Annotated in this window: 19 protein-coding genes; 12 read left to right on the forward strand and 7 right to left on the reverse strand. The window is 75.0% G+C overall.

All coding sequences use genetic code 11. The features are described from left to right. The first annotated feature begins 2 nt into the window (after positions 1–2). The 7 genes from Q0994_RS26965 (at position 3) to Q0994_RS26995 (ending at position 7,392) form a co-directional block, all read left to right on the forward strand. Complete coding sequence (locus Q0994_RS26965; protein ID WP_299539330.1) at positions 3–1,382, forward strand: O-antigen ligase; 1,380 nt, start codon at positions 3–5, stop codon at positions 1,380–1,382. Then, entirely contained in the window at positions 1,379–3,172 is a 1,794-nt protein-coding gene (locus Q0994_RS26970; RefSeq protein ID WP_299539332.1) for a murein biosynthesis integral membrane protein MurJ, read from the forward strand. The genes Q0994_RS26965 and Q0994_RS26970 overlap by 4 nt, the downstream gene beginning before the upstream one ends. Next, positions 3,162–3,974 (forward strand): polysaccharide deacetylase family protein, encoded by an 813-nt coding sequence (locus Q0994_RS26975; protein WP_299539334.1) that lies wholly within the window; start codon positions 3,162–3,164, stop codon positions 3,972–3,974. The genes Q0994_RS26970 and Q0994_RS26975 overlap by 11 nt, the downstream gene beginning before the upstream one ends. Then, on the forward strand, positions 3,971–5,092 hold the full coding sequence (locus Q0994_RS26980; protein ID WP_299539336.1) for a glycosyltransferase: 1,122 nt from the start codon (positions 3,971–3,973) through the stop codon (positions 5,090–5,092). The genes Q0994_RS26975 and Q0994_RS26980 overlap by 4 nt, the downstream gene beginning before the upstream one ends. Beyond that, positions 5,092–5,772 carry a lipopolysaccharide biosynthesis protein gene (locus tag Q0994_RS26985; RefSeq protein ID WP_299539339.1) on the forward strand — a complete coding sequence of 227 codons (681 nt, stop codon included), beginning with the start codon at positions 5,092–5,094 and terminating at the stop codon, positions 5,770–5,772. The genes Q0994_RS26980 and Q0994_RS26985 overlap by 1 nt, the downstream gene beginning before the upstream one ends. Continuing rightward, positions 5,769–6,917, forward strand: a complete 1,149-nt coding sequence (locus tag Q0994_RS26990) for a GNAT family N-acetyltransferase (RefSeq protein ID WP_299539341.1) — start codon at positions 5,769–5,771, stop codon at positions 6,915–6,917. The genes Q0994_RS26985 and Q0994_RS26990 overlap by 4 nt, the downstream gene beginning before the upstream one ends. 166 nt (positions 6,918–7,083) lie before the next feature. Then, on the forward strand, positions 7,084–7,392 hold the full coding sequence (locus tag Q0994_RS26995) for a chaplin (RefSeq protein ID WP_299539344.1): 309 nt from the start codon (positions 7,084–7,086) through the stop codon (positions 7,390–7,392). A 77-nt stretch (positions 7,393–7,469) separates the two neighbouring features. On the opposite strand, the gene Q0994_RS27000 is transcribed toward Q0994_RS26995, so the two are convergent. Beyond that, on the reverse strand, positions 7,470–8,330 hold the full coding sequence (locus Q0994_RS27000; protein ID WP_299539347.1) for a tyrosinase family protein: 861 nt from the start codon (positions 8,328–8,330) through the stop codon (positions 7,470–7,472). An 18-nt stretch (positions 8,331–8,348) separates the two neighbouring features. Next, the gene (locus tag Q0994_RS27005) at positions 8,349–8,804 is read right to left on the reverse strand and encodes a tyrosinase family oxidase copper chaperone (RefSeq protein WP_299539349.1); all 456 of its coding nucleotides are present in this window, start codon (positions 8,802–8,804) and stop codon (positions 8,349–8,351) included. A gap of 221 nt (positions 8,805–9,025) precedes the next feature. On the opposite strand from Q0994_RS27005, the gene Q0994_RS27010 reads away from it, so the two are divergent. Continuing rightward, on the forward strand, positions 9,026–10,315 hold the full coding sequence (locus Q0994_RS27010; RefSeq protein WP_299539350.1) for a cytochrome P450: 1,290 nt from the start codon (positions 9,026–9,028) through the stop codon (positions 10,313–10,315). Between the two features lie 126 nt (positions 10,316–10,441). After that, positions 10,442–11,620, forward strand: a complete 1,179-nt coding sequence (locus Q0994_RS27015; protein ID WP_299539352.1) for a glycoside hydrolase family 26 protein — start codon at positions 10,442–10,444, stop codon at positions 11,618–11,620. A gap of 177 nt (positions 11,621–11,797) precedes the next feature. On the opposite strand, the gene Q0994_RS27020 is transcribed toward Q0994_RS27015, so the two are convergent. From Q0994_RS27020 to Q0994_RS27035, 4 genes are all read right to left on the reverse strand, one after another. Continuing rightward, positions 11,798–12,346, reverse strand: a complete 549-nt coding sequence (locus Q0994_RS27020) for an NUDIX domain-containing protein (RefSeq protein ID WP_299539354.1) — start codon at positions 12,344–12,346, stop codon at positions 11,798–11,800. 9 nt (positions 12,347–12,355) lie between these two features. Then, positions 12,356–13,987 carry an apolipoprotein N-acyltransferase gene (gene lnt / locus Q0994_RS27025; RefSeq protein WP_299539357.1) on the reverse strand — a complete coding sequence of 544 codons (1,632 nt, stop codon included), beginning with the start codon at positions 13,985–13,987 and terminating at the stop codon, positions 12,356–12,358. 147 nt (positions 13,988–14,134) lie between these two features. Continuing rightward, on the reverse strand, positions 14,135–14,698 hold the full coding sequence (locus Q0994_RS27030) for a hypothetical protein (RefSeq protein WP_299539359.1): 564 nt from the start codon (positions 14,696–14,698) through the stop codon (positions 14,135–14,137). A gap of 70 nt (positions 14,699–14,768) precedes the next feature. After that, a complete protein-coding gene (locus Q0994_RS27035; RefSeq protein ID WP_299539361.1) occupies positions 14,769–15,554 on the reverse strand; it encodes a glutamate racemase in 786 nt (261 codons plus the stop codon). A 58-nt stretch (positions 15,555–15,612) separates the two neighbouring features. On the opposite strand from Q0994_RS27035, the gene Q0994_RS27040 reads away from it, so the two are divergent. After that, positions 15,613–16,806: a glycosyltransferase gene (locus Q0994_RS27040; protein WP_299539363.1), complete on the forward strand. Its 1,194-nt coding sequence runs from the start codon at positions 15,613–15,615 to the stop codon at positions 16,804–16,806. 52 nt (positions 16,807–16,858) lie between these two features. Here Q0994_RS27040 and Q0994_RS27045 read toward each other — a convergent pair whose 3' ends face one another. Then, positions 16,859–18,238, reverse strand: coding sequence for a TerD family protein (locus Q0994_RS27045; protein WP_299539394.1), 1,380 nt, complete (start codon positions 18,236–18,238; stop codon positions 16,859–16,861). Between the two features lie 259 nt (positions 18,239–18,497). Here Q0994_RS27045 and Q0994_RS27050 point away from each other — a divergent pair, with 259 nt between their 5' ends. Both Q0994_RS27050 and Q0994_RS27055 read left to right on the forward strand, forming a co-directional pair. Further along, complete coding sequence (locus Q0994_RS27050; RefSeq protein ID WP_299539365.1) at positions 18,498–19,100, forward strand: winged helix-turn-helix domain-containing protein; 603 nt, start codon at positions 18,498–18,500, stop codon at positions 19,098–19,100. 4 nt (positions 19,101–19,104) lie between these two features. Next, the gene (locus Q0994_RS27055; RefSeq protein ID WP_299539367.1) at positions 19,105–20,616 is read left to right on the forward strand and encodes an MFS transporter; all 1,512 of its coding nucleotides are present in this window, start codon (positions 19,105–19,107) and stop codon (positions 20,614–20,616) included. Positions 20,617–20,704: the final 88 nt, after the last annotated feature.

A 20,704-nucleotide genomic window follows, 5' to 3' on the forward strand; every position in this document is an offset into this window, starting at 1 on the left:
CGATGACGACCACCTCCGCGCCCGCCGGGACCGACGCCCCGGCCGCGCCGCCGGCCCGCCGTCCCGCGGCGGACGGGACCGCCCGCCGGGCGCGACGGACCGTCGACCGGTGGTGCCTGGTCCCCCTGGTGGCGGCGGTGCTGCTGCTGGCCCTGCCGGTGCGTGAGGGGTCGGGGGGCGTCCCGCCGGCCGACCTGGCGTCCGGGGTGCTGGTGCTGTGCGCCGTCGGGCGGGCGCTGGCGCTGAAGGCCCGGCCGCTGCCCGCCGGAGCGGCGGCGGTGGTCTGCCTGCCGGTCGTGGGGCTGGCGGTGGCGACCGTCACCGCCGCCGATCCGGCGGCGGCGCTGCCGGGGTTCGTGCGCTATCTCCAGATCTTCGTCCTGGTGCCGCTGGCGGTCTGCCTGCTGGTGCGGGAGGCGAGCGGGTTCCGCGTGGCCATCGGGGCGTTCGTGCTGCTCGCCCTCGTCCAGGGGGCCATCGGCGTCCACCAGTACCTCACCGGGACCGGCGCGTCCTACCGTGGCGAGGAGATCCGCGCGGTCGGCACGTTCGGGCCCGGCGACGTCATGGGGATGGCGACGGTGGTGGCGTACGGTCTGCTGGCGGTCCTGCCGTACGCGCTGCGCACCGCGCCCGGCGCGCCCGTGTGGCTGCGTCCCTGCGCGCTCGCCGCGACCGGCGTGCTGTTCCTCGCGCTCGCGCTGTCCTTCAGCCGCGGTTCGTGGATCGCGACGTCGGCCGCCGTCCTCGTGGTGGTCCTGCTGACCGGGGCGCGGCGGGCGGCCCGGACGCTGGGCACGCTGGTGGCGCTGGGGGTGGTCCTGGTCGGCGGGTTCGGCGTCGGTTCCGCGCTGGTGTCCGAGCGGCTGAGCAGTGTCACGCACGTGGCCAGTGCCCCCGACCGGTCCGTCAACGACCGCTACACGCTGTGGGCCGCCGCCGGACGCGTGTGGCGCGAGCACCCGGTGACGGGGGTGGGCCTCAAGGGGTTCCCGGCGCACCGGGACGGACACGCGTCGATCGGGCTCTCGTCCGGCAGCGACACCGCGGGCGCGGGTCAGCAGTTCCGCCGCCAGGAGCTGCTGTCGCCGCACAACATGTATCTGCTGGTCCTCGCCGAGCAGGGGCTGATCGGTTTCGTGGCGCTGGTGGGCAGTTGGCTCGCGGTGCTGGCCGGCGCGGTGTGCGCGCTGGTGCGCGCCCGGTCGCGCGGCGGCCCCGCGGTGGACTGCGGACTGGCCGCCGTCGGGCTGATGACCTGGCAGACCGTGGACTTCCTCTACGCGGACATCGGGGGGCCGTCGACCGTGCTGACGGCGGTGGTGTGCGGGCTCGCCGCGCGGTGGGCGCTGAGCGGCGCGGAGAGGCCGGCGGCCGCGTGAGCGACACCAGCACGGGCGCCGGACCCGCCGCGGGTGAGCGGGAGGACCCGGAGACGGCGGCCGGTCCCCCGCGCACGCCGGAGACCGCCGCCGGCGTGCCGCGGACCGCGCACGGCTCGACCCTCCCGCTGGTTCCGGCGCCGGGCGGGCGGGGGCCCGGCCCGCGGGCTCCGGGGGAGGCTCCGGTGCTCGGCCGCTTCCTGGCGCGGGCGGCGGCGGCCACGGCGGCGCTGACGGTCGTCGGCGCGCTGCTGGGGCTGGTGCGGGACCAGACCGTCGCCCACTTCTTCGGGGCGGGCGGCGACAGCGACGCGTTCCTGGTCGCCTGGGCGGTGCCGGAGATGGCGGCGACGCTGCTCATCGAGGACGGGATGGCGCTGCTGCTGGTGCCGGCGTTCAGCCAGGTGCTGGCGCGCCGGGAGGCGGCCCGCCGGGAGGCGGCCCGCCGGGCACGGCCGGGCGAGGAACCCGCGGACCCCGTGCGGGAGTTCGTGGCGGCGACACTGCCCCGGCTCTGCCTGCTCCTGACCTGCGCGGCCGGACTGCTGCTGGCGGGCGCCCCGTGGGCGGTGGGCGTCCTCGCACCGGGGCTGGACGATCCCCGGCTCGCCGTGGACTGCACCCGGCTGACGGCGGTGACCGTCCTCACCTTCGGGATCACCGGGTACTTCAGCGCCGCGCTGCGCGCGCACGGCAGCTTCGCGCCACCGGCGGCGGTCTACGTCGCGTACAACGTCGGCATCGTCGGCATGACCTTCGCGTTCCACGCCCTGTGGGGGGTCCGGGCGGCGGCGGCCGGGGTGGCGGCCGGCAGCGTGCTGATGGTCCTGGTGCAGTTCCCGTTCTTCGCCGCCCGGCTGCGGCGGCACAAGGGCGCACGCGGACGGCCGGGGCGCGCCGGGACGCGCCGCCGCGACCGGAACGGCCTGCCGCCGCTCGGCTTGGCGGTGCTGGCACCGGTGCTGGTGTTCGTCGTGAGCCGCCAGTGCCAGGTGCTGGTCGAGCGGTTCCTCGCCTCCACGCTGCCGGCCGGGGCCATCTCGCACCTGAACTACGCGCAGAAGGTCGCGCAGATGCCGATGGTGCTGTCGATGATGATCTGCACCGTCACCTTCCCGGTGGTCGCGCAGGCCATGGCGGACGGGGACCGCCGGGGCGCCCGGCTGCGCGTCGAGCGGGATCTCGCGCTCGCCGCCCTGGTGGTGCTGCTCGGTACCGCGACCGTCGTCGCCTACGCCCCGCAGATCATCGAAGTCCTCTTCCAGCGGGGCGCGTTCGACGCGCAGGACACCCGGACGACGGCCGGCGTGATGCGCGTCTACGCGCTCGGGCTGCTCGGCCACACCCTGGTCGGGGCGCTCGGCCGCCCGTTCTTCTCGGCGGGGCGCCCCAGTTGGTACCCCGCCTTCGCCATGGTCACCGGCCTCGTCGTCACGACGGGTGCCGGCTTCGCGGTGACGTACCACTGGGGGGTGCTCGGCATCGCCGCGGCGAACGCGGCGGGGATCAGCACCACCGCGGTGCTGCTGCTGTCCGGGCTCGGTTCCCGGGTGGTGGCCATCGAGGTCCGCGCCGTCTCCCTGTCCCTCGTCCGGCTCACCGTCCCCGCCGCGGCGGCCGGGGCGGCGGGGTGGTCCGCCGCCCCGCTGACCGGCGGCGCCCTCCCGAGTCTCGCGGCGGGCTGCCTGCTGGTCCCCGCCGTCTTCGTCCTCACCGGTCGTGCTCTCAGAACCCCGGAAGTCGTTCACCTGCTGGCCCTCACCCGACAGAGGTTCCTCCATGGTCACTGACCCGTCGGCGCGCGTCGCCGATCCGCACCGACGCGCGGCCCGCCCAGGCGGCGCCGCCCAGCCCTGGATCCTCACCTACCACTCGGTCGGCGACCCGACGGACGACCCGTACGGCATCACCGTCTCCGCGGAACGCCTCGGACAGCAGCTCGCCTGGCTGCGCAGCCGGCGCCTCGTGGGCGTGGGCGTGGCCGCCCTGCTGCGGGCCCACGCACAGGGGCGGCGCGGCCTGGTGGGGCTGACGTTCGACGACGGTTACGGCGACTTCCTCGACCAGGGACTGCCGGTGCTGCGCCGCTACGGCTGCACCGCGACCGTGTTCGTGCTGCCGGGGCGGCTCGCCGGGCAGAACGACTGGGACCCGCTCGGCCCCCGCAAAACCCTGCTGACGGAACGCCAGATCCGGTCGCTCGCCGACGCCGGGATGGAGGTCGGCTCGCACGGGCTGTACCACCAGGACCTGACCGCGCTCGGTGACGCGGAGCTGCGCGCCGAGACCCGGCACAGCCGCGATCTGCTGCGCGAGATCACCGGGACCGCGCCGGCCGGCTTCTGCTACCCGTACGGCGTCGCGGACCCGCGGGTCGTGGACGCGGTGCGGGACGCCGGGTACGCCTACGGCTGCGCGCTGCGCCCCGGCCCGCTGGCGGGAGAGCACGCGCTGCCCCGGACCCACGTCAGCCACGCCGACCTCGGACTGCGGCTGCGGGCCAAGGAGCTGCGTCACCGGATGCGGCACCGGGCGGGCCGCACCCCGTCGGGCCCGCCGCCCACCGGCATCCGGCGGGGGGACGCGCGATGAGGGCCCTGCACGTCATCACCGGCCTCGGCGTCGGCGGCGCGGAGCAGCAGTTGCGGCTGCTGCTGCGCCACCTGCCGGTCGAGTGCGACGTGGTGACGCTGACCAATCCGGGCCCGGTGGCCGCGGGACTGCGCGCGGACGGGGTGCGGGTCGCGCATCTCGGAATGCGGGGCAACCGGGATCTGACGGCGGTCTCCCGGCTGGCGCGGCTGATCCGGCGGGGCTCGTACGACCTCGTCCACACGCACCTGTACCGGGCCTGCGTCTACGGGCGGCTCGCCGCGCGGCTGGCCGGGGTCCGGGCCCGGGTGGCCACCGAGCACTCGCTCGGGCGGGCGGAGATCGAGGGCCGGCCGCTGACCGCGGGCACCCGGGCGCTGTACCTGGCGAGCGAGCGGCTCGGATCGGCGACGGTCGCGGTGTCGCCCACCGTGGCGGGCCGGCTCCGGGACTGGGGTGTGCCGGCCGGCCGGGTCCATCTGGTGCCGAACGGCATCGACGCGCACCGGTTCCGGTTCAGGGCGGAGCGCCGCCGGGCGACCCGGACGCGGCTGGGCCTGCCCGACGGCGCCTTCGTGGCCGGCGGGGTGGGGCGGCTGGTCCCGGGCAAGCGGTTCGACCTGCTGGTGCGCGCCGTCGCCGCGCTGCCCGGCGTCCGGCTGGTGCTGGCGGGCGACGGACCGGAGCGCGCCGCGCTGACGGCGCTCGCGGCCCGGCTCGGCGCCGGGGACCGGATCACACTGCTCGGCGAACTCGCCGACGGCGGGCCGGGGCCGGACGTGCCGGACCTGCTCGGCGCCGTGGACGTGTTCGTCTCACCGTCGCGCGAGGAGTCGTTCGGGCTGGCCGTGCTGGAGGCGCTGGCGGCGGGGCTGCCGGTGCTGTACCGCGCCTGCCCGGCGATCGAGGACCTGCCCGCCGCGTTCGCCCCGCACGCCGTGCGCGTCGGTGACGACGCCGCCTCGCTGACCGCCGCCCTGCGGGCGTCGGAGGGCGGTCCCCGCCGTCCGCCGCCGCCCGCCGTCGACCGCTATGACATCCGACGCAGCAGCCGGGACCTGATGGACGTGTACACCCACGTCCTGGCCGGCGCCCGACCGACCGAGAGAGCACACTGATGACCGACTCCCCCGCGCAGCGCACGGCCCTCTTCGGCCGCCTGACCCGCAGGCTGCGCCCCTCCCACCGCCCGCCGGCCTGGTGGCCGCTCCCCGCGTGCGTCCTGCTGGGCGCGGTGTGCGGTCTGTCGTACGGCCTGGCGGCCACCGACACCTTCGAGTCGACCGGGTACGCCATGGCCGTCGCCGAGAAGGGCACCGACCCCTCGGCCGCGCTCGGCTACGCCCAGTCGTACGGCCGGCTGGCCACCGGCGACGCCACCCTGGGGTACGCGCAGGGCGCGGCCCGGGAGCCGGTGGAGACCCTGCGCGGCCATGTGCGCGCGGAGACCTCGCCCGACTCGCCGATGATCGCCGTCACCGGCGTGTCGTCCGACCCGCGGCGGGCCGCGCAGATCGCGGACGCCGTCGTGGAGGCCCTGATCGTGAGCGGTGGCCACGTCGCCGAGGACACCGGGGTGAAGCTGATCCCGTTCGGCCACGCCGTCGCCCCGTCCGCCCCGGTGTCGCCCTCGGTGCCGTTGGGCACCGCGGTGGGCGCGAGCGCGGGCGGGCTGCTCGGCGGGCTGGTGCTGCTGGTCCGGCCCGGCCGCCCGGCCCGCCGGCACGCGGCCCCGGTGCCCGGCCCGTCGCAGGGCGGTGCCGCCTTCGCCACCGAGGGACGGGAGCTCGTACGATGACGCAGCCGCTGCGTGACGGACTGACCGTCACCCTGTGCCGCGACGGCGGGGAGTTCGCCTCGCTGGCCGCCGAGTGGGACGGCCTGCACCGTGCCTGCCCGACCGCCACCCCGTTCCAGAGCCACGCCTGGCTGCACTCCTGGTGGCTGCGGTACGGGCAGGACGCGCGGTTGCGGATCGTACTGGCCCGCCGGGGCGGGAGGCTGATCGGCGCCGCCCCCCTGCTGCTGGTGCACCGGCCGATGCCGCTGCTGATGCCGATGGGCGGCGCCATCTCGGACTTCTTCGACGTCCTGGTGGACGGGCGCGACCAGGAGGGGGCGCTGCTCGCCCTGGAGCGGGGCCTGGACCGGGCGGCCCGGCACGCGGTGATCGACCTGCGCGAGGTGCGACCGGACGCCTCCGCCCAGCGGCTGTTCCGGCGCTGGGAGGGGGCCCGCGCCCGGCTCCACGACTCCACCTGCATGGAGCTGCCCGCCGAGCCGCTGGCCGAACTCGCCGGACGCCTGTCCGGCTCCCGGGCGCAGCGGGTGCGCGCGAAGCTGCGCAGGATCGACGCGCTCGGCGTCGTGTGCCGCACGGTGGCGGCACAGGACGTTCCGGCCGCCCTCACCACGCTGCTGCGGCTGCACGCCCTGCAATGGGGGGACCGGGGCGTCAACCCGGAGCACCTGCGCCCCCGGTTCGCGGCCCATCTGTCCGCCGCGGCGGGCAGCTTGGTGCGGGACGGCGGGGCGACGGTGACCGAGTTCGTGCTCGACGGCGAAGTGGTCGCGGCCAACCTCTCGCTGCACGCCGGTCATCTGACCGGCGGTTACCTCTACGGCGCCCACCCCGGCCTGCGGGAGCGGAAGGTGGACGTGGCGACGATGCTGCTGCGCGAGGTGTCGCGGCAGGCGGCCGACGAGGGACGACGTACCCTGAGCCTCCTGCGCGGCGCGGAGCAGTACAAGAACCACTGGCAGCCGGTCCCGGTGGTCAGCCAGCGGCTGCTGCTCGCCCGGCCCGCCCTCGAACCGCTTCTCCGGCTGCGGGAGTCGCAGGTGACGGCCCGTGACCGGGCCGCCGAGACCGTGAAGACCCGGTTCCCCGGGGCCCGCGACTGGCACGACCGGCTGACCACCCTGGCGGGCACGGTCCGTTGATGCAAGGCCCGTTGGGGCACGGGCCCGGACGGCCGAGCGGGACACATAACTTTTGCGCGGATCCGTGACTGTTTGTCGCCTCACGCGTTGTCACTGCGAACGGGGCCGCGAACCCCGCAGACCCTCACACCTCTCGCAGACCCTCACCCTTCTCAAGGAGTACCGAATGTCGCGCATCTCGAAGGTGGCCGCCGTCATGGCGGGAACCGGTGCCCTGATCGCCGGCGGAGCCGGCCTGGCCACCGCCGACGCCGGAGCCGGCGCCCTCGCCGCCGGCTCGCCGGGCGTCGTCTCGGGCAACGCCATCCAGCTGCCCATCAACATCCCGGTCAACCTCTGCGGCAACAGCGTGAACGTCATCGGCGTGCTGAACCCGGCCTTCGGCAACACCTGCGCCAACGTCTCGACCCACCAGGAGGAGACCCACGAACAGGGCTCCTACGAGGAGTCCGGCGACTACGGCCACGGCGGCTGATCGCACTCCCTTCCCGCGTCGGCCGGTCCGCCTCCTTCCCGGAGGGGGACCGGCCGTCGCGCGTGTCCGGGCGGGGGTCAGGCGTACCGGTAGACGCCGTCGTGGGCGAGCAGGGCGGAGGGGGCGACGTCCCACGGCGGCATCCGCTCGCGCAGCGCGAAGACCCGGCCGGCCTCGGGGTGGTCGCGGGGCAGCGCGGCGGCGGGCTGGTAGCCGGAGCGCGGATGGGCCTTCTGCCAGCGGCCCCAGACCAGGTCCAGGAAGGCGTGGTGGAGCCAGAAGACCGGGTCGTCCGGGGACGCGGCCCCCGCCATCGCCCCGCCGACCCAGCGGTGCACCTGGTTGTGGAGCGCGACGGGCCGGCCGGCCGAGCGGATGCCCCAGCCCTCGATCCGGTTCCGGAAGCCCTTGGTGGCCAGGCTGTTCCACGGATCGGCGTCGTACACCCCGTCCTTGAGCGCCCCGTCCAGCTCCTTCTGCGTCGGCAGGCCGACGGGGTCGGCGGGCCGGCCGAGGTTCCGGGTGAGGAAGGGGACACCGCTCGTGGAGCCGAGGGTCCACCGGCCGCTCTCGTGGGCGAACGGTCCCGACGTCACCTGCCGGTCGCCGGAGCGGCCGTTGCCGCCCATGAAGTCGTCAGCCCACAGCGGCCCGTCGGGCGCGCGGTCGCGGGTCCAGTCCCAGTACGGCACGGTGACCGACCCGTCCACCTCGCGCAGGGCCTTCTCGAACTCCAGCAGGTAGCGCCGGTGCCACGGGAAGAACGACGGCGTCATGTGGGCGGCACGCGGCCGGTCCTCGCCGTCGGTGACGTAGAACTCCCGGTGGAGCTGGACGAACTCGTCGTAGCGGCCGGAGCTCTTGAGCTCCAGTACCGCGTCGACGAAGCGCCTGCGTTCCGAGCGGGTGAGGTCGCGCTGATTCTTACGGGTGTACACCCTTGATCCGTCCTCCGGTCAGATGGTGTGGTGCGTGGCCGACAGCCGGACCGAGCCGAGTTCGTCGACCGCCGCGCGGGCTGCCTCACGCAGCGTGGGGAACGACTCGTAGTGCGTGATCTCGCTCAGATAGGTGCCGTCCGCCCGCCGCATCACGTGCAACGGCACGTCGTCGACGGTGACCTCGGGCATGCCGGTGGCGGCGGTCGTCATCCCGTCGCGCGGCCCGGTGCGCGGCGACGGTCCGGCGCTGCCGCGGATCCGGCGCCCCCGGTACGTCTCGGAGAACCGCTCGGCCGCGGGCCCCTGGGCGACCGGCTTCGGGTCGTCCGGCGTGTCGTCGCCGACGATCGGCAGCCAGGCCGCCGCCGTGCCGCCGACGGCGCCCACCGCGAACACCCCGCGCAGCGCGGCGCGGCGTGTGACACCGGGCCCCTTCGTCCCCGTGCCGTCCATCCGTCCGGTCCCAGTCATCCGTGTGCGGCCTTCCTCTTTCGTGCCTCTCTCGCGCGGGCCGTCTTCCGGTGCCCGCCTCCCCCATGAGACGGCGCGCGGTCCTCTCTCGCCCGAACGGCTCGCCGCGCCGTCCGTCAATCGCTCGACCGTGGTAAATACCGGCCGTTCGCGGCCGCGTCGGCCGCCGGGCGTGTCCCGGCGGGACAGCATGGCCACCCCCGCTGCTGGAGGTTGTGGACATGGGTGTGCCGGGACAGACGCACGAGCACCGTCAACGCGCGCCGGAGGAGGCCGATCTGGCCGACCCGGCGTTCTGGCGGCTGCCGCGCGCGGAACGGCTGCGGGCGTTCGCGGCACTGCGGCAACTGGACGCACCCGTGCGGTTCACCCCCCGCTCCGGACGGGACGCGGGCCGCCCCTTCCACGCACTGGTCACGCACGCCGACGTGAAGGCCGCCAGCCGGCGGGCGGACGTCTTCGCCAGCGCGCCGGGCGTCACCACGCCGGAGCCCGCCCGGTGGGCGAAGGCCGTCTTCGGCAACTCCATGGTCAACATGGACGGCGCCGAGCACACGGGGCACCGCAGGATCGTCTCGCGCGCCTTCACCCCTCGCCTGCTGGCGGCGGCCGAGGAGAACATCGACCGGGTGGCGCACCGACTGGTGGCGCAGGCGGTGGACCGCCGGGCGGACGACTTCATGCGCTCCGCCGCGGCCCGGCTGCCGTTCGAGGTGATCTGCGACCTGATGGGCGTTCCGCAGCGGTACCGGCCGGAGATCGAGGAGCAGATCGACCACGCGTCCCGTTACGTCGGCGTGCGCCGTCAGGGGCTGGCGCGCCTGCGGCTGCCGGGCCGGGGGCTGCGTTCGCTGGCCCGGATGCAGATGGTGATGGCCCGGCTGGCCCACGAGCGGCGTCGGCGCCCCACCGAGGACCTGATCTCGGCCCTGGTACGGGCGGACGTGGACGGGCAGGCGCTGACCGCCCGTCAGCTCGGCTCGTTCTTCTCGCTGCTGCTGGTGGCGGGGGTGGAGACCACCCGCAACGCGATGGCGCACGGGCTGGCGCTGCTGGCGGCCTGCCCGGACCAGCTCGCCCTGCTGGAGTCCGACTTCGAGCGGTACGTCGGCGGTGCGGTGGACGAGATGGTCCGCCACTCGACGCCCATCATCCAGTTCCGCCGCACGGTGAGCGCCGAACACGAACTGGGCGGCCGGGTCTTCCTGCCGGGCGACAAGGTGGTGCTCTTCTACGCCTCCGCCAACCGGGACGAAAGGGTCTTCGCCGACCCCGACCGCTTCGACGTCACCCGCTCGCCCAATCCGCACCTCGGCTACGGCGGCGGCGGTCCGCACCACTGCCTGGGCGCGCATCTGGCGCGGCTGGAGATGACCGCCCTGTTCCGCGAGATCGTCACCGGACCGGGCGGTCTGCGTGCCACGGGCCGGCCGGAACTGGTGCACTCCAACTTCGACAACCGGGTGCGCTCCCTGCCGGTCTCGGTGGCGTCCGCGTCCTGCCCGCGGTGACCCGAACGGACGCGCCCGACGCGCGCGGGGATGGTTTGTCGCGCGGCGGGGATAGGGAGCGGGCGCCGGTGGGACTCTCCCCACACCGTCGAACCGGCCGGAGGTTCAGCACATCACGGGAGACCCATGTCCAGGAGACGCCGACTTCTTCACCTCTGCACCGCGACCGCGGCCACGGCGGTTCTCGTCGTGGGCGGGGTGGCCGGGCTGACGAGCGAGCAGCACACCACCACCGACGGCGCCGCCCCGTCCGCCGACGGCGGGGCCGGCGCCCCGGCCGTCGGCGCCTATCTGGACTACGGCCCCGACGGGATCGCGCGCATGGAGCGGATGTCGCAGTGGCTGGGCGGCACCGAACTCAGGGCCGGTCACACCTACCTCCCCGGCGACCTGTGGGTCAACATCGAGGGGACACCCGGCTTCCTGCCCTCCTGGGCCGCGTGGCGCAAGGCGGACGACGACCGGGTGTTCGTCCTGAACGTGCCCATGCTGGAACGCAACGAGGAGCACGTTCCCGACGCCCAGGTCCGCCGGATGCTGCGATCGGGCTCCGTCGGGCTGTACGACCGCCACTTCCGCCGGCTGGCCCAGCGGCTCGTGCGGCTCGGCGTCCCGGACACCGTGATCGTGCTCGGCTGGGAGATGAACGGCACCACCTACACCCACCGCTGCGGCCCCGATCCCGCCGCGTGGAAGGCCTACTGGAAGCGGATCGTGCACGCCATGCGCGCGGTGCCCGGGCAGAGGTTCCGCTTCGACTTCGCGCCGAGCCGGGGCCTGGACGCCGTCCCGTGGACCGACTGCTATCCCGGCGACGACGTGGTCGACATCATCGGCATGGACTCGTACGACCAGCCCCCGGCCCAGTCGTTCGACGAGCAGGTGAACGAGCCGTACGGCCTGAAGGCCCACGTGGAGTTCGCCGCCGCGCACGGCAAGCCGATCTCCTATCCGGAGTGGGGGCTCTTCCGCAACGGCGACAACGCGACGTACATGCGGCGGATGCTGGAGTGGATGGACGCGCACCCGCCGCTCTACCAGACGCTGACGGACTACTGCCCGCACGGGGTGTGGCAGTGCGCCGACAACCCGGAGGCGTCGAAGGTCTACCGCGCCCACCTCGGGAAGCAGCCCGAGCCGTCCCCCACCCCGTCCCCGACGCCCTCCGTGCCCCCGTCGCCTTCTCCGAGCCCGACCGGGCCGGGCACGCTGCCGGCCCCCGGACCGCGCGAGTGGTGCGTCACCGTTCCCGGGAGCTGGTTCGGCAACTGGCTGAAGGACCGGAGGATCTGCGTGCGGCTCTGAAACGCCCCGCACGACGACAGCCCCGGCTCCGAGGGAACCGGGGCTGTCCGCCCACACGGATCCAGCGCGTGGGAACCGGCTGCGAGCCGGGCCTACCGCCAGCACAACGGGTGCCGGACCGCCGGGGTCACGCCGCCATTCGGAGGACGCGAGCGGCGGCCGGACCGCTCCCCGGGTTCAGGCGGTGCCGGGCGCGTCCACGGCGCCGGGCACAAGGTCGGCGCCGGGAAGTCCCTCCGCCGGCAGGTCCTCCCCGCCGGACGGCGCGAACCAGGTCGGCCCGTCGGCGAGCGCCTGCTTGATCCGGAACAGGCCGAAGTCGGCGAGCGGCGGCAGGGCGTCCAGCCCGAACCAGCCAACCTCCAGCGACTCGTCGTCGTTGACCCGCGCCTCGCCGCCGGTGGCCCGGCAGCGGAAGGTGATGTCGAGGTACTGACACACGTCCCCGTTGGCGTACCGCACCGGCTTCAGGGCCTGGGTCAGCACCACCCGCTCGGCCACGCACCGCACCGCGGTCTCCTCGAACACCTCCCGCTCGGCGGTGGCCGCCGGCTCCTCGCCGGGCTCCGGGATGCCGCCCACGACCGACCACTCACCGGTGTCCGCCCGCCGTCCGAGCAGGACGCGGCCGTCGTCGTCGAAGACGATCGCGGTCACCCCCGGAAGCAGGAGCAGCTGGTGTCCGGCGGTGGCGCGGATCTCGCGGATGAAGTCGGGAGTAGCCATGCGCCGACCCTACTGCGAGGTCTCCCGGGTCCCGGTGACGGTGCGGCGTACCTTCCGGGAACGCACGGCGCGCACGGTGATCCAGCCGAGTCCGACCACCGCGACCAGCGCGACGACGCCTTCCGGCAGGGTGCCCATCCGGGTGGCGGGGGTCAGCGAGGAGCGCAGGGGCACCTCGTCCACCAGCGCGCCCGGCTCGAACATGCCGGTCCGCTCGACGATCGAGCCGTCGGGCCGGATGACGGCGCTGACCCCGCTGGTGACCGGGACGACGACGGCGCGGCCGTGCTCGACCGCCCGCACCTGGGACATGGCGAGCTGCTGGTAGGTCATCTCGCTGCGGCCGAACGTCGCGTTGTTGCTGGGCACCGCGATCATGCGGCCGCCGTGCGTCACGGTGTCGCGGACGGCGTCGTCGAAGGCGGCCTCGTAGCAGGTGACGAGCCCGACCCGGGTGCCCGCGAGGTCGAAGACGCCGACCTTCGTGCCGCCGCCGAAGTCGCGCTGGACCCGGTCGACGTCCTTGCTGAAGATCCGGGCGACGGACCGCATCGGCATGTACTCGCCGAACGGCTGGATGTGCCGCTTGTCGTAGGTGTCGAGCGGCCCCTTCTCGGGGTCCCACTCGATCAGCGTGTTGCGGAGCTTGCCGGTCTCGCTCTCCGGCTCGACCACGGCACCGACCACGGTGGGCGCCCCGATGGCCCGCACGGCCTCGTCGATGACCGCGCGGGCGTCCGGGTTGAGGTAGGGGTCGAGGTCGGAGGAGTTCTCGGGCCACAGGACGAAGTCGGGCTGCGGCTCCTTGCCCGCCTTCACGTCCGCGGCGAGCTGCTCGGTCCGGGCGGCGTGGTTGTCGAGCACCGCGCGGCGCTGCGAATTGAAGTCGAGGCCGAGGCGGGGCACGTTGCCCTGGATCGCCGCGACGGTGGCGGTGCCGTCCTCCGCCTCGTCGGACACCAGCGGCAGCGAGCCGAGCGCGGCGGCCACCGGGACCAGCACGGTGGCGAGCGCGACGGCGGTCGCCGCCCGCGGCACCTCGCGGGTGGCACGGTACGCCGCGGCCCGGCGCACCCCCTCGTACAGCCCGAATCCGCAGAGCACCACGGCGAAGCCGAGCAGCGGGGTGCCGCCGAGGGCGACGATCGGGAGGAATGGTGAGTCGGCCTGGCCGAAGGCGATCTTGCCCCACGGGAAGCCGCCGAACGGGAAGCGGGCGCGGACCGCCTCGTCGAGCGTCCAGACCGCCGCCGCCCACAGCGGCCACGCGGGGAGCCGGGAGACCGCGGCGATGCCCACGCAGCCGACGGCGACGAACAACGCCTCGGCGACGGCGAGCGCCAGCCACGGCACCGGGCCGACGTCCTCGCCGGTCCAGTGCAGCAGGGGGAGCATGAAGCCGAGCCCGGCCAGCAGACCGAGCCCGAACCCGGCCCGCAGCCGGCGGCCGTGCAGGACCCAGCCGAGCAGCGCGAAGCCGGGCAGCACCAGCCACCACAGGGGGCGGGGCGGGAAGCTCAGGTACAGCAGTGCCCCGGAGAGCACGGCCAGGAACGGGCGGACCCACGGCAGCCACCGCCGGCCGGAGCGGCCGGCGGGGGCGGGCGAAGGGGCGTCGACGGGGGTGATGGTGGCGCTCACCTGCCGGAGTCTACGGTGGGCGGCTGTGCGGGCGCCGGGGCGGGAGCCGGGCGGTCACGGCGTCGGCGGCGCGCGGCCACCGCGTGGGGCGCGCGGGTCGGTCCCCCGCGTCGGGCGGCCGCCGGTCGGGCTCCGGGGCGCCGCCGGTCAGGCTCCGGCGGGGGTGCCGCCGGCCGGCAGCCGCAGCCGGTCGCGGATGAACCGTACGGCCGCCTCCGCCTCGTCCACGGTGACGGTGAACGTCATCCCGTCGCCGAGCCTCAGCACCAGGGCCTCGCCGCGGCGGACCACCACCGCGGTGCCCTGTTCGGGACGCCAGCGGTAACCCCAGCCGCCCCACTGGCGGGGGGTGACGCGCGGGGCGAACTCGGCGCCGACCACGTGGGTGAGCAGGATGCGGCGGCGGGGCAGCCCTATGTGCCCGCACCGGACCTCCAGCGCATCGCCGTCGACCCGCACGGCGACGTGCACGAAGGCGAGCGTGCCGAACAGGATCAGCAGTCCCGCGGCGACGCAGCCGATCACCGACATCAGCAGCGGTGCGATGCCGGAGGCCCAGGAGGAGTCGACGGCGAGCTGGACGCCGAGGGCGATGCAGCCCGCGCCCACGGCCGCGAGGAGCCACTGGACACGGTTGCGTGCGTGGCCGGTCCACTCGGTGGACGGCACCTGGGTCGAACCGTGCTGAGCACGGGCGGGGTGGTCCGTCATGCTCAGCAGCGTACCCATGTTCCGCGCGGCGGCGAGGGCGCGGGCGGCGCCCCGCGCCGGGGCCGGGCCGTCAGTGCGCGGCGCCGACGGCCTTCAGCAGATGCCCTTCGGCGTAGGCCATTGCGGCGTCCGGGAGGGGGCCGGGCCGGCCGGAATGGATGACCAGGAGCGTTCCGGTCGGTTCGGCCGACGGAGCGGGCGCGGCTCCGGCACGGCGGAGCGCCTGGGCCGCGACGGCGTCGGCGGACCCGAACAGCTCGGGCTCCGTGCCGTCGGGGCGGCGCACCGCGGCACGGATGCGGTCGGCGACCAGTTCGTAGTGGGTGCAGCCGAGGACGACGGCCCGGACGCCGGGCGGTGTGAGGACCGCGGCGGCGGCGACGGCGCGGTCGATCGCCTCGTCGTCGGCGCGCTCGACGGCGTCGGCGAGACCCGGGCAGGGCACCTCGGTGACCTCGGCGCCGGCCGCGAACTCACCGATCAGCCGGCGCTGGTACGGACTGCCGGTGGTGGCCGGGGTCGCCCAGATGGCGACCGGGCCCCCGCCGGCCGCGGCCGGCTTGATCGCGGGGACCGTGCCGATGACCGGCAGCTCCGGCTCCAGCACCGCGCGCAGTGCGGGCAGCGCGTGCACGGACGCGGTGTTGCAGGCGACGATCAGCACGTCGGGGCGCTGGGCGGCGGCGGCGCGACCGGTGGCGAGCGCGTGCGCGGTCACGTCCTCGGGGTCCCGCGGGCCCCAGGGCATGCCGTCCGGGTCGCAGGAGAGCACCAGATCGGCGTCGGGGCGGAGCCTGCGCACCGCGGCCGCAGCCGCGAGCAGGCCGATTCCGGAATCCAGGAGCGCGATCTTCACCCGGTCACCATAGTCCACCGGCCTCGCGGGACGGTCGGCGTCGGGCAGACTTCGGCGGGTGAGCGCCCTCGGCCAGATCGCCGTCCTGTCCCTGTCCGCCTGGCTGTGGCTGTCGTTGTGCCAGGGCTTCTACTGGCGGACCGACCAGCGGCTCCCCCGCCGCACCGACCCCGTTCACTGGCCGTCGGTGGTGGTCGTGGTGCCGGCCCGCGACGAGGCGGCGACGCTGCCGCTGAGCCTGCCGTCGCTGCTGGCGCAGGACTATCCGGGCGAGGCGCGGATCGTCCTGGTGGACGACTGCTCGGGCGACGGCACCGGCGAACTGGCCCGGTCGCTGGCGGAGCGCCACGGCGGGCTGCCGCTGACGGTGGTGCGGCCCGGTGAACCGGAGCCCGGCTGGACGGGCAAGCTGTGGGCGGTGCGGCACGGCATGGCGTGGGCCCGGCGCCACGGTCCGGAGTTCCTGCTGCTGACGGACGCCGACATCGCGCACCGTCCGGACAGCCTGCGGGAGCTGGTGGCGGCGGCCGGACCCGAGGGGCCGGACGGCTTCGCGCTGGTGTCGCAGATGGCGCGGCTGCGGGTGGAGAGCACCTGGGAGCGGCTGATCGTGCCGGCGTTCGTGTACTTCTTCGGCCAGCTCTACCCCTTCCGCCGGGTCAACCGGGCGGGCGGCCGGACCGCGGCGGCGGCCGGCGGCTGCGTGCTGCTGCGTGCCGGGGCGGCCGGGCGGGCGCGGATCCCGGAGTCGATCCGGCAGGCGGTCATCGACGACGTGGCGCTCGCCCGCGAGGTGCGGCGGACCGGTGGGCGGATCTGGCTGGGCCTCGCGGACCGGGTGGACAGCGTCCGGCCGTATCCGGACCTCGGGGAGCTGTGGCGGATGGTGGCGCGGAGCGCGTACGCGCAGCTGCGGCACAGTCCGTGGCTGCTGGCCGGGACCGTGCCGGGGCTGGCGCTGGTCTACCTCGCGCCGCCGGTGGCGCTGGTGGCGGGGGCGGCCGGGGGCGACGCGGCGGCGGTCTGGGCGGGCGGCGCCGCGTGGGCGCTGATGACGGCGACCTACCTCCCGATGCTGGCGTACTACCGGCAGTCGCCGTGGTGGGCCCCGACGCTGCCGTTCACCGCGGCGCTGTACCTGCTGATGACGGTGGACTCGGCGGTGCGGCACTACCGGGGGCGCGGTGCGGCCTGGAAGGGGCGGACCTACGCCGCGCCCTCCCCCGTGGCGCCGCCGGCCGCCGACCGCTGAGCGCCGCGGGCCGCCGGGCGTACCTGCTCGGGCCTCCTGCGGCGGCCCGCTGTCACTTGCGGCCGGGCGTCCAGTCCAGGCCCCAGGCGTACGTCGCGTCGATGGTGCGCTGCGGGCTGACGCCGTGCGCGGGGACGAGGTAGCGGGCCTCCCGGCGGACGGTGAGCTCGCCGCCCTCGTTGCTGATCAGTGCGAGCGCGCAGACGGTGGAGGGCACCGTGCACTCGTCCAGCGAGAAGTCGATCGGCGCGCCGTTCTGCGGGGTCAGGGTCACCGTGGCGTGCAGGTCGGCGAAGCTGCGGGCGCCCTCGTAGACGGTGACGAAGATGAGGACCCGGCGCAGTTCGCCCCTGTGGTCGAGGTTGACCGTGAGGTTCTCCCCGGCGGCGGAGGACCCCGTGCGGTCGTCGCCGTCGAGGAGGATGTAGGGCGGCCGGTTCAGCGCGCCGAAGGCGTTGCCGAGGGCCTGCACCACGCCCTTGCGGCCGTCGGCGAGTTCGAAGAGTGCGCAGAGGTCGAGGTCGAGGTCGGCGTGGACCGCGACGGCCCGCCCGAGCTTGGCGCCCCAGCCCCGGAACTGCTTGCGCATCTCCCAGTTGAGGTTCACCCGCAGGGCCCCGGAGGTGCCGCCCTGCTTGCGCAGGGAGACGGCCGGGGAGTCCTTGGTCAGCGTGACCTTGGTGAGCCGGACGGGTGGCGCGGACGGCGGCACGACGGGCGGCGTCGGGTGGACCGAGGGCGGCGCGGGCGGCGTCCCCTGCGGGTTCCCGGACGGCTGGGTGGCGTACGGCGAAGGGGCATGGGGCGAGGGGGCATGGGGCGAGGGGACCGGGGGCCGGGGCGCCTGCGGGGACTGGGGCGCCTGCGGGGCCTGAGGTTGTTGCGGGGCCCGGGGCGGCTGGGCGGTTCGGGGCGGCTCGTCCACGGTGATGCCGAAGTCCCGTGCGAGGCCCGCCAGTCCGGTGTCGTACCCCTGTCCGACGGCGCGGAACTTCCAGGCGCCCTGGCGGACGTACAGCTCGCCGAGGACGAAGGCGGTCTCGGTGGTCGCGTCCGCACTGTCGAAGCGGGCGATCTCGCCGCCGTCGGCCGCGTCGCAGATCCGGATGTACAGCCCCGCCACCCGCCCGAACGTCCCCCCGTCGGCGGAGGCCGCGAGGACCACCCGGTCGACGGCGGGCTCCATGTGCCCGAAGTCGACCAGCAGCGACTCCGTCACGCTGCCGCCGGCGGGCCGCTTCGCCTCGTGGCGGACGGCCCCGGAGGTGTGCGCGGGCTGGTTGTAGAAGACGAAGTCCGCGTCGTCGCGCACCCGTCCGCCCACCAGCAGCAGGGCGGAGACGTCCACGTCCGGGGTACCGGGCCCCGTCCGCCACCCGCACTCGACCCGCACCGCGCGGGCCCGCACCGGCACATTGGCACCCTTGGGCATGGTCATGGTCGCCCCTTCGTCCGGCCGGGCCGCCCCCGGCTTCCCGGCCAACCTATGGTGCGGCGGCGGCACGTATCCAGTCCGGCGCGGCGCGCCCGCTCCCCCGTGCGCACCGGGGGCCGGGGTGACCGGCGCTCCTCGCGCGCACAACTCCCGTACGACGCATCGAGGTTGCCGGGCACGCGCGGTCGGCCAACCGCAAAAGTTTCTGTGCACAGACTCCTATGCACAGACTTCTGTGTGGTCTACCGTCGAAGCCATGGAACTACCGGAGCAGCCCTCCCAGGTGCATCTGACGGCACGTAACCTCCGTGGCATCGCACACCCGTTGCGGGTACGGATCCTCACCGTCCTGCGGACGGAGGGTCCGGCCACGGCGACCATGCTGGGCCGTCGGCTGGACAAGAACACCGGGGCGACCAGCTACCACCTGCGCCAGCTCGCGGAGTACGGGTTCGTCACCGAAGCGCCGTCGCGCGGCGGGCGGCGCGAGCGGTGGTGGCAGGCGTCGCACGCCAACACCGTGGTGCCCGACGACGAGGTGCTGGGCGAGAGCGGGGGGCTGGGCGTCGCCTACCTGCAGGCACTCGGACGGGTCTGGTCCGACGCCCTGACGGCGGCGATCGAGGCCACCCCCTCGCTCACGCCGGAGTGGCGCGACGCGCAGGACTTCGGTGACTACGCGCTCACTCTCACCCCGGCCGACGCCAAGGAGTTGACGGCGGAGATCCACGCCCTGCTCCGCCGGCGTACGGCCGCCGGTGCGCGGGCCGCGCCGGACACGGCACACGTCGCCTTCCAGTTCCAGTTGTTCCCGACCAGCGAGGACCGGCACGACACCCAGCCCACCGACACGGAGTAGAACGATGACCTCACAGCACACGGCCGCGGGGACCGCGGCGGACGACGGAACGGCACGGACGGCGCCCGATCCCGGACCCCGGGTCCTGCGTGGCCTGTTCGGCATGCTCTCGGCCAACGCGGCGGCCCTGTCGGCCAACCGGGTGTTGTCCGTCGCCCTGCCCTGGTTCGTCCTGACGACCACCGGCAGCGTGGGCAAGACCGGGTTGGTGGCCTTCTGCCAGATCGTGCCGTACGTGATCGCGCAGGCGCTGGCGGGTCCTCTCATCGACCGCATCGGCCCGAAGAGGATCAGTGTGGTGGGCGACCTCCTGTCCACCGCCGCGATGGTCACCGCACCGCTGCTCCACCTCTCGGGGAACCTGCCCTTCGGCCTGCTGCTGGGGCTGCTCGCGGTCGTCGGGGCGGCGGACGGACCGGCCAACGGCGCCAAGGGGCTCTTCGTGCCGGCGGCCACCCGCGCCGCCCGGGTCCCCCTGGAACGGGGCACGGGCCTGTCGGCCGCCGTGGAGCGGACCGCCACCACCATCGGTCCGGCCCTCGCGGGTGTGGTCGTCACCGCGTTCGGCAGCCTCTACGCCCTGTGGGTCACGGCCGCGCTGTTCGCGGTCTCGGCGCTCGTCGTCTCCACCACCCTGAGCGATCCGGTGCCGGAGCCGCACGAAGCGCAGGTCGAGGAGAGCGGGGGCTACTTCTCACAGTTGCGCCAGGGCGCCGCGTTCCTCAAGGACGCGAAACTGCTGAGGTCCATCGTGGGCATGCTGGCGGTGACCAACCTCCTCGACCAGGCGTTCATGGCGGTGCTGCTGCCCGTGTGGGCCAAGGAGTCCGGCAACGGCGCGGAGGCCATCGGCCTGGTGATGAGCGTGTTCGCCGCGACGTCGATCATCGCGGCGCTGGTGGCCGCAGGGGTCGCCGAGCGGCTGCCCCGGCGCACGGTCTACCTGATCGGCTTCTCCCTGGGCGGTCTGCCCCGCTTCGCCGCGATGGCGCTGGACGCGCCGCTGTGGCTGGTGCTGACGGTGCTCGCGGTGGGCGGCCTCGGGTCGGGCTTCGTCAACCCGATCGTGGGCGCGGTGACCTACGAGCTGATCCCCACCCAACTGCTGGGCCGGGTCAAGACGATGGCACAGGCGGTGACGTGGGCGGGAATTCCGTTCGGCGGTCTGCTGGGGGCCGGTCTGGTGACCCTGACCAGTACGTCGACGGCTCTGTGGATCGTCGGCGGGATGTACGTCGTCGCGATCGTCGTGCCCGGCATGAGCCGGGAATGGTCCGGGATGCGCAAGCGGACGGTCCCCGGACCGGCCGTCCACGACGTCCCGGACGACGGGCACGGCGCGGCTCCGGAGACGGAGCGCGGCATCACCGGGGAGAGGGCGGCCGGCGCGGCTTCCGTGACCGAGGGCGACGCGGCCCCGGTGGGGCAGGACCGCGCTGCGACGGGGCGCGGGGCGGGACGCCCCGCCGGCCCGTCCGCACCGCAGGAGGAGTCCGCGGTCCCCGCAGCGGTCTGAACCGGCGTACGACGACCGGGGGGCGCAGGCGCGTCGGCCGGGGCATCCCGCTCCGGCCGACGCTTCCGTGCGGGCAGAAGTGCCCACG

This window comes from uncultured Streptomyces sp. (genome assembly GCF_947488945.1).
Taxonomy (GTDB): Bacteria; Actinomycetota; Actinomycetes; order Streptomycetales; family Streptomycetaceae; genus Streptomyces.

Coding starts and splice junctions, on each gene's coding strand:
- Q0994_RS26965 (WP_299539330.1), top strand. CDS start 3: ATGACGACCACCTCCGCGCCCGCCGGGACCGACGCCCCGGCCGCGCCG.
- Q0994_RS26975 (WP_299539334.1), top strand. CDS start 3,162: ATGGTCACTGACCCGTCGGCGCGCGTCGCCGATCCGCACCGACGCGCG.
- Q0994_RS26980 (WP_299539336.1), top strand. CDS start 3,971: ATGAGGGCCCTGCACGTCATCACCGGCCTCGGCGTCGGCGGCGCGGAG.
- Q0994_RS26985 (WP_299539339.1), top strand. CDS start 5,092: ATGACCGACTCCCCCGCGCAGCGCACGGCCCTCTTCGGCCGCCTGACC.
- Q0994_RS26990 (WP_299539341.1), top strand. CDS start 5,769: ATGACGCAGCCGCTGCGTGACGGACTGACCGTCACCCTGTGCCGCGAC.
- Q0994_RS26995 (WP_299539344.1), top strand. CDS start 7,084: ATGTCGCGCATCTCGAAGGTGGCCGCCGTCATGGCGGGAACCGGTGCC.
- Q0994_RS27005 (WP_299539349.1), bottom strand. CDS start 8,804: ATGACTGGGACCGGACGGATGGACGGCACGGGGACGAAGGGGCCCGGT.
- Q0994_RS27010 (WP_299539350.1), top strand. CDS start 9,026: ATGGGTGTGCCGGGACAGACGCACGAGCACCGTCAACGCGCGCCGGAG.
- Q0994_RS27015 (WP_299539352.1), top strand. CDS start 10,442: ATGTCCAGGAGACGCCGACTTCTTCACCTCTGCACCGCGACCGCGGCC.
- Q0994_RS27020 (WP_299539354.1), bottom strand. CDS start 12,346: ATGGCTACTCCCGACTTCATCCGCGAGATCCGCGCCACCGCCGGACAC.
- Q0994_RS27030 (WP_299539359.1), bottom strand. CDS start 14,698: ATGACGGACCACCCCGCCCGTGCTCAGCACGGTTCGACCCAGGTGCCG.
- Q0994_RS27045 (WP_299539394.1), bottom strand. CDS start 18,238: ATGCCCAAGGGTGCCAATGTGCCGGTGCGGGCCCGCGCGGTGCGGGTC.
- Q0994_RS27050 (WP_299539365.1), top strand. CDS start 18,498: ATGGAACTACCGGAGCAGCCCTCCCAGGTGCATCTGACGGCACGTAAC.
- Q0994_RS27055 (WP_299539367.1), top strand. CDS start 19,105: ATGACCTCACAGCACACGGCCGCGGGGACCGCGGCGGACGACGGAACG.